General features: G+C 60.8%; 15 protein-coding genes. 2 read left to right on the top strand and 13 right to left on the bottom strand.

The genetic code is table 11. The annotated features are described in order from the left end of the window. Nucleotides 1-105: 105 nt before the first annotated feature. The 4 genes from AC2FNN_RS03420 to AC2FNN_RS03405 all read right to left on the bottom strand — a co-directional run bounded on the left by AC2FNN_RS03420 (nt 106) and on the right by AC2FNN_RS03405 (nt 5,751). Nucleotides 106-456, bottom strand: a complete 351-nt coding sequence (locus AC2FNN_RS03420; RefSeq protein ID WP_496756598.1) for a hypothetical protein — start codon at nt 454-456, stop codon at nt 106-108. A gap of 53 nt (nt 457-509) precedes the next feature. Continuing rightward, on the bottom strand, nt 510-3,965 hold the full coding sequence (locus AC2FNN_RS03415; protein WP_496756597.1) for a chromosome segregation SMC family protein: 3,456 nt from the start codon (nt 3,963-3,965) through the stop codon (nt 510-512). Nucleotides 3,966-4,105: 140 nt separating this feature from the next. Further along, nucleotides 4,106-4,513 (bottom strand): hypothetical protein, encoded by a 408-nt coding sequence (locus tag AC2FNN_RS03410; protein WP_496756595.1) that lies wholly within the window; start codon nt 4,511-4,513, stop codon nt 4,106-4,108. Between the two features lie 44 nt (nt 4,514-4,557). Further along, nucleotides 4,558-5,751, bottom strand: coding sequence for an aminotransferase-like domain-containing protein (locus AC2FNN_RS03405; protein ID WP_496756593.1), 1,194 nt, complete (start codon nt 5,749-5,751; stop codon nt 4,558-4,560). Between the two features lie 150 nt (nt 5,752-5,901). On the opposite strand from AC2FNN_RS03405, the gene AC2FNN_RS03400 reads away from it, so the two are divergent. After that, the gene (locus tag AC2FNN_RS03400; RefSeq protein WP_496756592.1) at nt 5,902-6,672 is read left to right on the top strand and encodes a FadR/GntR family transcriptional regulator; all 771 of its coding nucleotides are present in this window, start codon (nt 5,902-5,904) and stop codon (nt 6,670-6,672) included. 40 nt (nt 6,673-6,712) lie between these two features. Here AC2FNN_RS03400 and AC2FNN_RS03395 read toward each other — a convergent pair whose 3' ends face one another. The 6 genes from AC2FNN_RS03395 to AC2FNN_RS03370 all read right to left on the bottom strand — a co-directional run bounded on the left by AC2FNN_RS03395 (nt 6,713) and on the right by AC2FNN_RS03370 (nt 10,348). Continuing rightward, the gene (locus tag AC2FNN_RS03395) at nt 6,713-7,546 is read right to left on the bottom strand and encodes a hypothetical protein (RefSeq protein WP_496756590.1); all 834 of its coding nucleotides are present in this window, start codon (nt 7,544-7,546) and stop codon (nt 6,713-6,715) included. A gap of 201 nt (nt 7,547-7,747) precedes the next feature. After that, complete coding sequence (locus AC2FNN_RS03390; protein ID WP_496756589.1) at nt 7,748-8,308, bottom strand: F0F1 ATP synthase subunit B; 561 nt, start codon at nt 8,306-8,308, stop codon at nt 7,748-7,750. A gap of 5 nt (nt 8,309-8,313) precedes the next feature. Next, nucleotides 8,314-8,865: a F0F1 ATP synthase subunit B' gene (locus AC2FNN_RS03385; RefSeq protein ID WP_496756587.1), complete on the bottom strand. Its 552-nt coding sequence runs from the start codon at nt 8,863-8,865 to the stop codon at nt 8,314-8,316. Nucleotides 8,866-8,951: 86 nt separating this feature from the next. Next, complete coding sequence (locus tag AC2FNN_RS03380) at nt 8,952-9,176, bottom strand: F0F1 ATP synthase subunit C (protein WP_005981269.1); 225 nt, start codon at nt 9,174-9,176, stop codon at nt 8,952-8,954. 48 nt (nt 9,177-9,224) lie between these two features. Next, nucleotides 9,225-10,013: a F0F1 ATP synthase subunit A gene (locus AC2FNN_RS03375; protein WP_496756586.1), complete on the bottom strand. Its 789-nt coding sequence runs from the start codon at nt 10,011-10,013 to the stop codon at nt 9,225-9,227. 2 nt (nt 10,014-10,015) lie between these two features. Continuing rightward, on the bottom strand, nt 10,016-10,348 hold the full coding sequence (locus AC2FNN_RS03370) for an AtpZ/AtpI family protein (RefSeq protein ID WP_496756585.1): 333 nt from the start codon (nt 10,346-10,348) through the stop codon (nt 10,016-10,018). A gap of 231 nt (nt 10,349-10,579) precedes the next feature. Between AC2FNN_RS03370 and AC2FNN_RS03365 the strand changes: the two genes are divergently transcribed. Then, nucleotides 10,580-10,915: an ArsR/SmtB family transcription factor gene (locus tag AC2FNN_RS03365; protein ID WP_170344797.1), complete on the top strand. Its 336-nt coding sequence runs from the start codon at nt 10,580-10,582 to the stop codon at nt 10,913-10,915. Here the strand turns inward: AC2FNN_RS03365 and AC2FNN_RS03360 are convergent. From AC2FNN_RS03360 to AC2FNN_RS03350, 3 genes are all read right to left on the bottom strand, one after another. Further along, on the bottom strand, nt 10,912-11,325 hold the full coding sequence (locus AC2FNN_RS03360; protein WP_496756582.1) for a universal stress protein: 414 nt from the start codon (nt 11,323-11,325) through the stop codon (nt 10,912-10,914). The genes AC2FNN_RS03365 and AC2FNN_RS03360 overlap by 4 nt on opposite strands. Before the next feature lie 127 nt (nt 11,326-11,452). Further along, nucleotides 11,453-12,367 (bottom strand): DMT family transporter, encoded by a 915-nt coding sequence (locus AC2FNN_RS03355; RefSeq protein WP_496756581.1) that lies wholly within the window; start codon nt 12,365-12,367, stop codon nt 11,453-11,455. After that, a complete protein-coding gene (locus AC2FNN_RS03350) occupies nt 12,364-13,242 on the bottom strand; it encodes a LysR family transcriptional regulator (protein ID WP_496756579.1) in 879 nt (292 codons plus the stop codon). The genes AC2FNN_RS03355 and AC2FNN_RS03350 overlap by 4 nt, the downstream gene beginning before the upstream one ends. Between the last annotated feature and the right edge of the window lie 94 nt (nt 13,243-13,336).

Below are 13,336 nucleotides of genomic sequence, written 5' to 3'. Positions count from 1 at the left end.
CCGGGACGATACCACCTTGGCTATCAGGTTTTCTCCCATAGATCATCTGATTTGTCGGGTTTCGTCTATCAAATGCGCAGAAAATGCAAAACTTTCAGATCAAGTTCACTTGCTACGCACAGGATACCGATCGCCTTTTTCGTCAATCAGGATCAACCTGTCCCCGTTACGCACATACAAATCGCAACGGCTGAACCCGTTGCGGTAAGCGATGCACACGCTGCCATCATCAGCAATCTCGTAAGTTCCGAAGGCAGAATCTCCGCTTGCGTATGTATAGGAATAGGCACCCCCGGCCGAGAATTTGGCCTGTCCGTCGTCGTAAAAGGTCAGCGTCTGCCCCGCCAAAGCATCAAGCTCTGCGGCCGTAAGGGGTGTGTCCCCGGTTTTGACAGGCCAGTCGGCTGCAAATACAGGGCCGGCGGCGATGAGGGCGGGGATCAGAAAGTGCGTCATGCGCTCAGGTTAGCGCGATAAAGCCGCAACCGTCATAAACTTGCAGTGAGCGGTCAGGCCACCATCTGCTCGGCCTTCTTCAGATCGACCGAAACCAGCTGGCTGACGCCCTGTTCCTGCATCGTGACACCGAACAGGCGATCCATGCGCGCCATTGTCACCGCATGGTGGGTGATGATCAGGAACCGCGTGTCAGTCTGGCGGCACATCTCGTCCAGCAGATCACAGAAACGCGTCACGTTTGCATCATCCAGAGGCGCATCAACCTCGTCCAGCACGCAGATCGGAGCTGGATTGGCAAGGAAGACGCCGAAGATCAACGCGGTCGCGGTCAGCGTCTGTTCGCCGCCCGACAGCAGGCTGAGGGTCGAGAGCTTCTTGCCCGGCGGCTGGCACATGATTTCCAGCCCCGCATCCAGCGGGTCGTCGCTTTCGACCATCACAAGATTGGCCTCGCCCCCGCCAAAGAGGTGCTTGAACAGCATCGCGAAGTTCGAGTTCACCTGTTCAAAAGCGGTCAGCAGACGTTCGCGGCCTTCGCGGTTGAGGCTGGAGATGCCGCTGCGCAGGGCTTTGATCGCCTCTTCCAGATCGGCCTTTTCACTGCTGAGCGTGTCGAATTCTTCCTGAACGTCCTTGCTGTCTTCCTCGGCCCGCAGGTTCACTGCGCCCATGGCGTCACGCTGGCGCTTGTGGCGGTTCACTTCGGCCTCTAGCGCATCCGCGGCGGGCATCTGGTCGGGGTTTACGTCCAGCTGGTTCAGCAGCTGGTTCGGGGTCAGTTGCTGGTCTTCGGCAATTCGTTCTGCTGCCGCAAGCACGCTTTCCTTTGCCGCGTCACTGCGCGCCTCGGCTGCGGCGCGGTTTTCGCGAGCTTCCGAGGCCAGGCGTTCCGCCTCACGCTCGGCCATCACCACTTCGCGCAACTGTGTTTCTGCTTCGGCCAGCTTGTCGGCGGCGTCGGCCCGACGGGCTTCGGCGGCTTCGATCAACTCGTTCAACTCTTCCCGCGCCTCGGCGATTTCGCCGGGGGCGGCCATGGCCTCGGTCAGTTCCTCTTCCGAGCTTTCCTTGCGCTCGGCCAGTTCCGAAATCCGTTTCTCAGCCGTTTCCAGACGGTGCCGCCAGCCACTCAGGTCCTTGGTGACCTCCTGCGTGCGACGGGTACGGGCGTCGCCTTCACGGCGCAGCTCATCATGGGTCGAGCGGTGGGTCAGCATGGTGATCCGCGCCGCCTCGACCGTCTGTTTGATGTCCTCAACCTCGGCGCGGGCGCTGTCGAGGTCACCCAGATCGTTCAGCGCCGCCTCGGCCTCGCGCAGCTGCACGCGGGCGGACATGGCATCTTCTTTGTGGCGATCCACGGCAAGGGCCAGTGTTTCAAGCTTGCCCTGCGCAAGGTTGCGATCCGCCTCGGCGCGGCTGAGCTGGCGTGCGGTTTCGGCCATGCGCTGATCGGCGGCACGGCGGGCTTCGCGCGCGCGGCGGTCGGCCTCGGTCACGTCCGCCAGTTGCCGCGACAGGGTTTCATGCGCGGCGCGGGCGCCGTCGGCCTGCGCCTCGGTGCGGGCCAGTTCCTGTTTCAGCGCCTCAAGCTTGTTGAGCTGCTCCAGTCGCAGCGCCGCCGCACTTGGCGCATCCTCGGCCCAGGCACGGAACCCGTCCCAGCGCCACAGGTCGCCCGAGCGGGACACAAGACGCTGGCCCGGCTTCAACGACGCCTGCAACCGCGCGCCCTGATCCGCATCGACCAGCCCGATCTGCGCGATGCGACGGCTGAGCCTGTCCGGCCCCGACACGTGCAGCGCCAGCGGGTCGACCCCATCGGGCAAGGGTTGATCGCTGTCATAACCTGCCACCTGAACCCAGCCGGACGGGCCGTCACCTTCGACCAGCGGCGCACGGAGGTCATCGGCAAGCGCAGCACCCAGCGCCTTCTCAAAACCCGGTTCCACGCGCAGCAGGTCCATCACCTGCCCGCCCTCGGCCGTGTCGCGGTCCACCAGCTTGGCAAGCGCGGTGGTTTCGGCGCGGATTGCACCCAATTCGCCTTCGGCCTCGGACCGTTGCGCGCGCGCCTCGGCTTCGCGGGCCTGCGTTTCATTGCGCAGCTCATCCGCGGCGGCCAGCGCCTCTTCGGCAGCCTCGGCGGCTTCGCGGGCTTCTTCCTCGCTTTCCTGCGCGGTTTCGAACGCCTCGCTGGCACGGGTCAGGGCTGTTTTGGCCTCATCCACCGCCAGCCGGGCTTTTTCCTCTTCCCCCTCAGAGCGGGCCAGCGTCTTGCGGCTGTCTTCGACCAGACGCTGCGCCGACTGGTGACGGGCGACAAGACGCGCCATATCCTCGGTCTGCTGCGACAGGTGGTCTTCGCGGTCCTGAAGGATCGAAGCCGCTTCGCGGGCGATTTCTGCAGCTTCCGCCACCTTCGCGTCATGCCCTTCGGCAGCCTTGGCCAGTTCGCGGGCTTCCCATTCCAGCCGTTCGATCATCTGGCCCGCATCGCGGTTCAGGCCGGTTTCCCGTTCGATATCCTTGCCGAGCTGATGAATGCGGCTGGTCAGCGTTTCAATGGTCTGGCGCGCGCGGGTTTCCTGATCGGTCAGTTGATCGCGCTGCACCTGCTGGCGTTGCAGGACAGCGGCGGCGATGGCCTCTTCCTCGCGCAGGGGGGGCAGGGTTTCTTCGATCCCGGCCCTTTTTGCGGCGGCGGCGCGGGCCTCGGCCTCGGCGCGGGAGGCCTCGGAAATCCGATCCCTCAGCTTGTCTTCGGCCTGCTGGCGGGCCATGTCGGCCTCTTTCCAGCGGCGATAGAGCAGCATTCCCTCGGCCTGACGCAGCTGTTCGCCGATTTCGCGATAGCGTGCGGCCTGACGGGCCTGACGGGCCAGTTGCGCAAGCTGCCCGCCCAACTGCTCGAGCACGTCATCGACGCGGGTCAGGTTGGACTCGGTCGCTTTCAGCTTCAGCTCGGCCTCATGCCGGCGTTGATAGAGCCCCGAGATCCCGGCGGCCTCTTCCAGAATGCGGCGGCGGGCGCGGGGTTTGGCGCTGATCAGCTCGGCGATGCGGTTCTGCCCTACAAGCGCCGGGGAATGGGCACCGGTCGAGGCATCCGCGAACAGCATCTGCACATCGCGCGCGCGCACATCCTTGCCGTTGGTCTTGTAGGCGCTGCCGACATCGCGGGTGATCCGGCGCACGATTTCAAGCTGGTCGGTGTCGTTGAACCCCGCAGGCGCCAGACGTTCGGAATTGTCCATGGTCAGGACAACTTCGGCGAAATTGCGGGCGGGCCGTGTGGCGGCACCAGCAAAGATCACATCCTCCATCGCGCCGCCGCGCATGGATTTGGGGCGGTTTTCACCCATCACCCAGCGCAAGGCTTCCAGAAGGTTGGACTTGCCACAGCCGTTCGGACCCACCACACCGGTCAACCCGTCCGCGATGATCAGATCGGTCGGATCAACAAAGCTTTTGAAGCCGGTCAGTTTGAGCTTGCTGAAACGCAATGGCCGCGTGTCCCGTGATTCCTATGAATTGAAAGTCTGCGCAAGGGATGGGGTCCGAGTCAACGCAGTTGCGCAGGATATGGGATATCAGCGCAAGTTATCCACAACATCTTGCCGAAATGCGCAGGAACACGCGTATGTCAGTATGGGATGCATTCAAAGACCTGATACCCGGTACTGCCCCCGACATTTTCATAGATGCCATAGTCGATACATTCATATCTGGGCGTCGAGACGGCAGTCAGCAGCAACCGTTCCCCCGCCTTGCGGTCACACCCCAGAACACCAACCGTGACAGCCGCGTCGCCCAGCACGTCGAGGATCGGGCAGCCCGAAACCTGCGCCATGGCCAGCGCGGCGCGATCCCGAACAGGGCCTAGCCGCGGTGCATATTGCGCGTTGATCCGCACCGCCTCGGCCAGATCGCCGCGCACGCGCACATCGAACACACTGCCGTTCACCGCCACGCGGGTGGCAGGAACCTCGCGGAAATGCGGGGTCCCGGCGGCGCAGGCGGCCAGCAGGAGCGGAGCGAGAAACCGGATCATGCCGCAGAGTTGCAGCAATTTGGTTAACAGAACCTTTCCGGACGTCAGGCACGCAGAACTTGGCCCAACCGGCGGATGCCTTCGCGGATTGTCGCCTCGTCCGAGTTCGAGAAGCTGAGCCGGATCGTGTTCGCCCCGCTGCCGTCGGGGAAAAACGCCTGCCCCGGCACAAAGGCCACTTTCACCGTATCCAGCGCCTGTGCCAGCAGGTCAGACCCGCTGATTCCCGACGGGAGTGTCGCCCAGACGAACATGCCGCCTTCGGGGCGCGTCCACGCGACCCCGTCGGGCATGTGCTGTTGCAGCGCATCCAGCATCGCATCACGGCGCGCGCGGTAAGTGTCGCGCACTTTCGGAATGTGAGTATCAAAACACGCTTCCGCCACCTGATGCACAGCCATCTGGTTGATGGTTGCCGAATGCAGATCTGCCGCCTGTTTCAGCAGAACCATCTGCGAGATGATCGGCTTGGCCGCAACAACCCACCCCATGCGCAGACCCGGTGACAGGGTTTTCGAGAAGCTGCCACAGTAGATCGTCCGGCAGTTTTCGATCGATCCCTTGCGCGCCTGTTCCAGAGCCAGGATCGGCGGGATCGGATCGCCGTCATAGCGCAGTGCCTGATAGGCTCCGTCTTCGATCAACGCGCAGTCCAGTTCGTCGGTCAGGTCCAGCAATGCCTCACGACCCGGGCGGGTCAGGGTTTCGCCTGTCGGATTGGCAAAATCGGGCGACAGATAGGCGAATTTCACAGCGCCATCCCCTGCCGCAGCCCTGAATTCATCGGCCCCCCTGTTGCCATTGAGCCGGTCAAAGCGCGGCTCATACGCGTTGAACGCGGCAAGGGCGCCCAGATAGGTGGGCCACCCGACCAAAGCCGTGTCGCCGGGGGACAGAAACAGCTTGCCCAGATAATCCAGCGCCTGCTGCGAGCCCGAGGTGATCAGGACGTTGTCCATGTCACATTCCACCCCGATTTCGCGCATGTGCTGCACCAGCCACCGGCGCAGGGGAGCATAGCCTTCGCTGACGGAATATTGCAGAGCCTGCGCCTGCATGTCCGGCCCCAATGCCTGCTGAAACGCCTGAGCGAAAGCTTCGGCGGGAAAAAGCGCGGGGTCCGGAATGCCACCGGCAAAGGAAATGATACCGGGCTGATCGAGCAATTTCAGCAGCTCGCGGATTTCTGACGCCTTCATCCGGGAGGCCCGGGTGGCAAACAAAGGGTGTTGGGACATGAGGCTCCTCCGATCTCATTTCGGCGCAGCCTATGCTCTCCCAAATTAAAGTCAACACTTCTGACCTAATATTTCAGCGGATGTGACCGGGTATTCTTGAACAGCCCCCCGGTCCATGGTCAAATGAGTTGACCAATTTCGGAACGGATCATGCCTTTTCAAAAAGTTCAGACGGAAAAACTGTCGCTTGCGGTCGTTCGCCAGATCGAACTGTTGATCCTGCGCGGCATCCTGCGCCCCGGTGAGCGCCTGCCGCCCGAGCGTGAGTTGGCCGAACGGATGGGTGTGTCGCGCCCGTCCCTGCGCGATGCAGTGTCCGAGCTTCAGGAACAGGGGTTGCTGACAACAAAAGCCGGATCCGGGATCTATGTGGCCGAGGTTTTGGGCTCGGCCTTTTCACCTGCGCTGATCCGATTGTTCGGCAGCCACGAGGAAGCCGTATTCGATTACCTGTCCTTTCGCCGCGACATGGAAGGGCTGGCGGCAGAACGGGCCGCGCGCCTGGGGTCAGACAGCGACCTGAAGGTCGTTCAGGCAATCTTTGACAAGATGCAGGCGGCCCATAACCGAAACGCTGCGAATGACGAGGCGCAGCTGGACGCCGAATTCCACATGGCCATCATCGAAGCCAGCCACAATGTGGTGATGCTGCACATGATGCGGTCGATGTATGACCTTCTGGTGCAGGGCGTGTTCTACAATCGTCAGACCATGTTCCGTCAGCTCGCCACCCGCGAGGCCATCCTGGATCAGCACCGCGCCATCAACGCGGCTCTGCAAGAGCGTGATCCTCTGGCCGCCCGAAATGCAATCGAGCGCCATTTGGATTTTGTGGAACGCTGCATGGCGGACCAGCAAAAGGCCGATCGGAACGAAGCTGTTGCGCAACAAAGGCTGCAACACGAAACCGGGCGGGGCTGAGTGCGGTTCGGAATTTGCAGACGGCAGGGCAAGGCAGGGACTAGGCAGCGCCTGACGCGGCTGGCAGCAGATGTCGGGGGAACGGCGCGCCGCTGCCTTCTCCCAGACGGTTCTCGGCGGCCAGTGTCGTCAGCGCCGGGTCGATGAATAGCCTTGCGCCGCGATCTCTCAGACGTTTGTGCAGCATTACATGTTCGCACACCTGTTGGCCTTTTTCGTCCCGGCAAGAATAGCGCAACCCTCGCAGCGCGCGGGATTTGTACAACCCGGCACCGCCGAATGCGCTGTCGACCGGGATCAGGGGCGTATCGGCAGGAATGTGAAACTGGCGGTCGAAAACAGCGGACTTCATGACGGACCGGCGCCACTTGCGACGCCCGAACAGCGGCCGGCGCGTGCTTTGAATGCGTTGCCACACGTCTTCATCACACCAACCCGAACAACGCAGGGCGTAGATATCGTCATATGCTGGTTTGGGATTGGCGAAAACGCCCTCCCACAACGGGGCGACCCGCTGCGCTGCTGTCAGAACCGCCTGGGCATCCAGGCAGGTATTCGGACCATCCAGATCCAACACCAGCGTCAACTCAAGGTCCGTGTCCTGATCCTCGAGTTTTTTGAGAACGGCATTTCTGGCCGCCGTGATACGCTCGACCCGGTTTGGCAATTCTGACGCAAGACCATCCAGTCGCATGATATCGACATGCCGGCTATGACCCGCATAGTCGGACAACACCTGATCCGTACCGTCCGTGTTGTCGTTCGTGGCAATGGTGACGGTGAACCGGTGCAACTGCGCAGACAGGTTTTCGATCCTGTTGATCGTGTCGATCAGCGCCGACCCGCCATTTCGGACGACGCCGACAATATTCATCGAAACTGCGTTGCCTGACACCGCCTGTCTTTCCCTGTTGTTTTCACGCCCCCATCAGGGCGCTCCTATCAACCTGATCCCCGGCAGGTCGTAGGATTCGGAGTGTTTGAAACAACAGAAACAGAAGCACGACAAAAACAAAAGACCCGACAGCCAAAAGCTCTCGGGTCGTCTGTATCACGTGTCTGTCGGGGTCACCCGTCAGTGCAGCTTGGCATCCACGTCTGCAATCGATGCATCGATCAGCTTGTTGGCCTGCGCTGCGGTCATTTGCTTTGCCAGAACCGAGCTGGCCGCCGAAACCGCAACCGTTACGGCCTGATCACGCACTTCTTTCAGTGCAGACGCTTCGGCCGAAGCGATCTGGTCCTGAGCTGCGGCCAGGCGACGCTCGATCGACTTTTCCAAGTCAGCTTTCGCCTGTTCTGCCGCCAAGGCCGCGTCTTCCTTCGCTGCCGCGACGATCGCATCGGCCTGCCCCTGAACTTCACGCTGCTTGCGCTCGTACGAGGCCAGCAAACTGCGGGCCTCTTCATGCAGGGCGCGGGCTTCGTCCAACTCGGATTTGATGCCTTCGGCACGTTTGTCCAGCGCACCACCGATCATACCGGGGACCTTGAAGTAGAACAGGACCGCGATGAAGACGATGAAGCCCAGAAGGACGACAAAGTCGGTATTGCCAAGCGAGAAGAACGGGCCGCTTGCGGCCAGCGCGGGGCTGGCGGCACCAGCGGTCAGGATAAGGGCAAGAGTGTTCCGCATGTCACTTATCCTTTCGTCTGTGCGTCTACTGCACTGTCGATGGCTTTGGCATCTGCCTCGCCGCCCAGTACGGTGACCAGTTCAGCCGCCGTATCCTTGGCAACCACTTGAATGCTTTCCAGCGCACCGGCACGGATTTCGGCAATTGCCTTTTCCGATTCAGCCGCCTTGGCAGCGATTTCCGCATCCGCCTTGGCAATTGCGTCATCCAGTCCAGCCTGAATTTCAGCGCGTGCTTCGGCAGCGATACGCTGCGCTTCGGCACGGGCATCGACCAGCGCCTTGTTATAGGCCTCTTCGGCCTCGACCGCCTTGGCCTTCAGATCTTCGGCCGCAGCCAGGTCATTTGTAATGGTCCCCTGACGTTCAGCCAGGATTGCCGCGATACGCGGCAAAGCCACGCGGGACAGGACCAGAAAGATGACGACCAGCGTAATGACCAGCCAGAAAATCTGGTTGGGGAACCAATCGAAGCAGAGCTGCGGCATCCCGATGGCAGAGCCATGCGAGTCGACGCACGAGCCAACCACTTCTTCGCTAATGGGTTCAGTCGCCATGATGTCCTCCGTCGGAACGTTGTCTTTACAACAGGTGGGCCGCTATGGCTTGGGCCCACCTGCGCGTAAGGATCAGGTTCCGCAGATCAGACGGCGAACATCAGCAGCAGCGAGACCAGGAATGCGAAGATGCCCAGCGCTTCTGCGAATGCGATACCGATGAACAGGGTTGCGGTCTGCGATGCAGCCGCCGAAGGGTTGCGCAGGGCGCCGGCCAGGAAGTTGCCTGCCACGTTGCCCACCCCGATTGCGGCTGCGCCGGAACCGATTGCTGCCAGGCCTGCGCCGATGTGTGCGAGATCGCCTTCCATGATGTATCTCCTTACGAATTGGAAGTTTCGATGTTGGGGTATCGGACCTTAGTGCGAAGGATGCAGCGCATCTTTCAGATAAACACAGGTCAGAATGGTGAATACGTAGGCCTGAATGAAGGCCACCAGGACCTCAAGACCATACATTGCGGTGATCGCCAGAACCGACACGGGCGAGATCACGGCAATCGCGGCGAAGCCTGCAAAAACCTTGATAACCGCGTGGCCTGCCATGACGTTACCGGCAAGACGGATGGAGTGGCTGACGGGACGTACGAAGTACGAGATCAGCTCGATGATCGCCAGGATCGGGCGCAGCGCCAGCGGCGCGCTTGAGACCCAGAACAGACCGAGGAAGCCTGCGCCGTTCTTGACGAAACCCAGCACGGTCACGGTCAGGAACACGGCCAGCGCCAGCGGGATGGTCACGGCGAAATGCGACGTGGTGGTGAACGAAGTCGGGATCAGGCCCAGGAAGTTTGCGCAGACGATGAACATGAACAGGGTCATGACATAGGGGAAGTACTTCACGCCTTCCTTGCCACAGATGTCTTCCAGCATTTTGTAGATGAAACCATAGGCCAGCTCGGCCACCGACTGCATACGGGTCGGAACGATGGCGCGTTTCGAAGTGGGCAGCACCAGCAGGGCAATTATGGCCAGCACCGCAAAGAACAACCACAGGGTCACGTTGGTGACCGTGAACATGCCAACGGCACCGTCGCCGAACAGCGGCTTGACGATGAACTGATCCATCGGATGGAATACCAGGCTGCTGCCTTCTGCTGCGTGGTCTGCGCCTTCGGCGCCGTGTGCTGCGGTGGTCTCGCTTGCCACGTTCAGTCCCTCTCGTCCTGCTCGGCCTGTGTTGAGGCCGCTTGTTTATCTTGAACCTCTTTAGCGCTGCGGAGCATAACCTTCACGCCCGCGACAAGGCCCAGCAATGTGAACAGCACCAGAAAGATCGGGATCGTCCCGAGCAGGCTGTCCAGCCCGTATCCGATGCCAAATCCGATCCCCAGACCGGATACCATTTCGATGACCATCCTCCAGGCAAGCTCGCCCCCGGACACGTCAGCATCTGCACGGGGCTTTGGCGCTTTGGCCTTCTTCGCCGCTTCGATCTTGGCCTCAAGCTGCGCCATACGCTGCTTTTGGTCATCATCGGTCACGGGCGTTTCCCTCGTACAATCTTGGGCATGGTGCTAAGGCGCGAAGCGCACAGAGTCAACGACCTTGAAGGCCCTCATTGACGCAGGTTAAAGCATTGTTATTTTTATGTTTTGCAGAAGCTCTGGGGCGTGCCAATCGTTTCGATGGCCCCCATTGCGCCGCCAAAGCCCTGAATCTGCATATTCAACCAAATGGTTGACCAATCCCGGCGGCTATGGTTGAGCGGACGCATGTCCAACGATCTCGACACCGTCTTTGCAGCCCTCGCCGACCCCACCCGCCGCGCCATTCTGGCGATGCTGCTGGAGGATGACATGGCGGTGACGGATGTGGCAGAACCGTTCGAGATGTCGCTGGCCGCAATCTCCAAACACCTGGTCATACTGACCAAGGCTGGTCTGATCAGTCAGGAAAAACGCGGGCGGGTAAAATGGTGCAAGCTAGAACCTGACGCCTTGCGCGCCGCTTCGGTCTGGATGCAGGGGTTCGGACAATTCGAGCCCGTCAATCTGGACGCGTTCGAACGGTTTCTGGAAGCTGAACTGCCGAAGTCGGGCGAGGCCTAGCGCACCACGAAGACAGACATGCTTGCGTGTTTTGCCAGATACCCGGCGTGGCTGGAAAAAATGTAGTCGGTGATCCGCGGCGCGTGGGTGCCGACAATGACCAGATCTGCGCCGATCTCCTCGGCAGCGCGGGTCAGATCGCTGTCCACCTCTGCGGCAACGTCGACCGAGTGGATTTTGCGCACGGAAACGTCTGATCCACTTTCAGCGGCCAACTGTTCGGTGAACTCCGCCAATTCCTTGTCGATCTCGGCCTCGGTTTCCGAGGATTCACCCATATGGGCCCCGGTGACGCTGACCAGAGTGATTTTGGCCCCCTGCCATTTTGCAACTTGCCCGGCAACTTCGGCTGCTTTGCGAACTTCGGTTGGTAGATGCCGGTCAATCGGCAACATGATATGTTTGAACATGATCTCCTCCATTTGCCTGCCAATGAGGTTATGGAAGGGCCCACAGGGGCGCCTTGATCTGGCTCAACAAATTCCACCGCTGGAATGCATCTTGGATCTGCCGGGGTTTTTCCAGCGAAGATGTGGCTTATTCCACGGCGCGGCGAACAGGCACCGAGGGCGGAACTTCCTCTTTCAACAACATCACCAGGGCGATGATTGTCAGCGCCACACCACCCAGGATCAAACCGGTTGGCACACCTTTGCCCAGCGCGATCTCCCACAGAATGACCCAGCTGGGAACCAGGTAGGTATAGGCCATGACCTTGGCCGACGGCAGCCGCAGGGAAGAAAACTGCACCAGCACGAAGCTGGCTGCCGTTGCAAAGATCGAAATGTAGAACAGCCCGATCCAGACAATAGCCGGAAGCCCGGCCCAATCGGTCGCCATCAGGTCGGACCAGCCAAACACGACCAGCAACAGACACCCGGCAACCAGCGTACCGAAGGTGAACACCACGGCGGGCTCTCCTCGGTTCAGCTTGCGTATCATGGGCGTATAGATCGCATGGGCGACGCAGCCCCAGAAATAGATGATTTCGCCGCCACCGATTTCAAAGGCGCGGAACATTTGCCAGTCGGCCCGAAAAATCACCCAAAGCGCCCCCACAGCGCCAATGGTCAGGGCCAGCGCCATGCGCGGAGTCGTGATCTGGCGCAACAAGACCCACCCCGCCATGGCAGAGACAACTGGTGTCAGGGTGAACACCGCTGCCGCACTGACAGGTGGGGCGGTTTGCAAGCCATAGAACATCAGGACGAAATAGGTGGCGAACAAAGCCCCGAGCACGAGATAGCGCCAAGGGGCCTGCGCGGCGCTGCGCGGCAGGCCGGTTGTCGCCAGTGCGGCCAAACCAATCACGGCAGCGGCAATGGCAAAGCGAACCGCGTTCAACGCGGCTGGTGCGATTTCGTTGGCGATCATGGCCCCCAGCGAAAAGCTGCCTGCCACAAGGGCTGAGAAGGCAAGCATGGCCAGATGGCCACGCGTCTGCGGGCTCATGGCTGCCAGCCTTTGGCTTCTTCTTTCAGAAAGCTCAGGAACGCCTGTACCTTGGTAGTGCGGTGCAAATCCACGTGGGTCACCAGCCACAGATTGCCGAACCATTCCGGCAGCGGATCAATCACCTCGACCAAATTTTCATGGCGGGCAGCCTCCCAACGGGCCATGAAGCCGATGCCGGCACCGGCCAGAACGGCCTCGCGCATGCAGAAGTTGTTGGTACAGCGGAAGGTAATGCGATCGGCGGGTACCGTCGCGCGCAGCCAGCGTGTGAACGGCGCGCGGCTGGTCTCATCGTCGGAACTTACGAAGTGATGGCGCGCAAAATCCTCGATTCCGGATGGTTTGCCGAACCGTTCGATGTACGAAGTGCTGGCATAAAGACCAACCTCCTGTTGCCGGAAAGGCTGGACAACATTGTCAGGTTGGTCGGGGGCCGATCCGGCGCGGATCGCCACATGCGCCTCACCGTATTCCAGCCGGAACAGCCGGTCGCCCGTCAGGTATCGCACGATCAGGTCCGGATGCATCTTTTGAAACGCGGTGAGCGTGGGCACCACCAACGGTGCAAGCGACCCCAGGGAAGTCACGACCAACTCACCCGAGACATCGTCTCCGCGACCCTTCATCCGGCCGACAAGCTGATTGAACTGATCTTCGGTCGCCTGCGCCACACGCAGCAGATCGTCACCTGCTTCGGTCGGCGTATACCCACGCGCGTGGCGCTGAAATAGTTTGACCCCCAATCGCGCCTCGATCGCATCAATGTGACGGATCACGGTGGCGTGGTGAACGCCCAGAACCTCTGCCGCGCCGCTGACCGTCCCCATGCGTGCCACCTGATAGGCGGTTCTCACTTCATCCCAATTATCCATGGCAATGTCGTCACTGTGCAATTTCCAACAATAACTGTTGATGTATCCGAGTTTTGTTCACCAACGCAATAATCATATTGGGCGCAGAACAATA

The sequence above is a fragment of the Ruegeria sp. BHSA118 genome, assembly GCF_059613405.1.
This window is presented reverse-complemented; position numbering and strand designations above follow the sequence as displayed.

Coding starts and splice junctions, on each gene's coding strand:
- AC2FNN_RS03420 (WP_496756598.1), bottom strand. CDS start 456: ATGACGCACTTTCTGATCCCCGCCCTCATCGCCGCCGGCCCTGTATTT.
- AC2FNN_RS03410 (WP_496756595.1), bottom strand. CDS start 4,513: ATGATCCGGTTTCTCGCTCCGCTCCTGCTGGCCGCCTGCGCCGCCGGG.
- AC2FNN_RS03405 (WP_496756593.1), bottom strand. CDS start 5,751: ATGTCCCAACACCCTTTGTTTGCCACCCGGGCCTCCCGGATGAAGGCG.
- AC2FNN_RS03400 (WP_496756592.1), top strand. CDS start 5,902: ATGCCTTTTCAAAAAGTTCAGACGGAAAAACTGTCGCTTGCGGTCGTT.
- AC2FNN_RS03395 (WP_496756590.1), bottom strand. CDS start 7,546: ATGAATATTGTCGGCGTCGTCCGAAATGGCGGGTCGGCGCTGATCGAC.
- AC2FNN_RS03390 (WP_496756589.1), bottom strand. CDS start 8,308: ATGCGGAACACTCTTGCCCTTATCCTGACCGCTGGTGCCGCCAGCCCC.
- AC2FNN_RS03385 (WP_496756587.1), bottom strand. CDS start 8,865: ATGGCGACTGAACCCATTAGCGAAGAAGTGGTTGGCTCGTGCGTCGAC.
- AC2FNN_RS03380 (WP_005981269.1), bottom strand. CDS start 9,176: ATGGAAGGCGATCTCGCACACATCGGCGCAGGCCTGGCAGCAATCGGT.
- AC2FNN_RS03365 (WP_170344797.1), top strand. CDS start 10,580: ATGTCCAACGATCTCGACACCGTCTTTGCAGCCCTCGCCGACCCCACC.
- AC2FNN_RS03360 (WP_496756582.1), bottom strand. CDS start 11,325: ATGTTCAAACATATCATGTTGCCGATTGACCGGCATCTACCAACCGAA.
- AC2FNN_RS03355 (WP_496756581.1), bottom strand. CDS start 12,367: ATGAGCCCGCAGACGCGTGGCCATCTGGCCATGCTTGCCTTCTCAGCC.
- AC2FNN_RS03350 (WP_496756579.1), bottom strand. CDS start 13,242: ATGGATAATTGGGATGAAGTGAGAACCGCCTATCAGGTGGCACGCATG.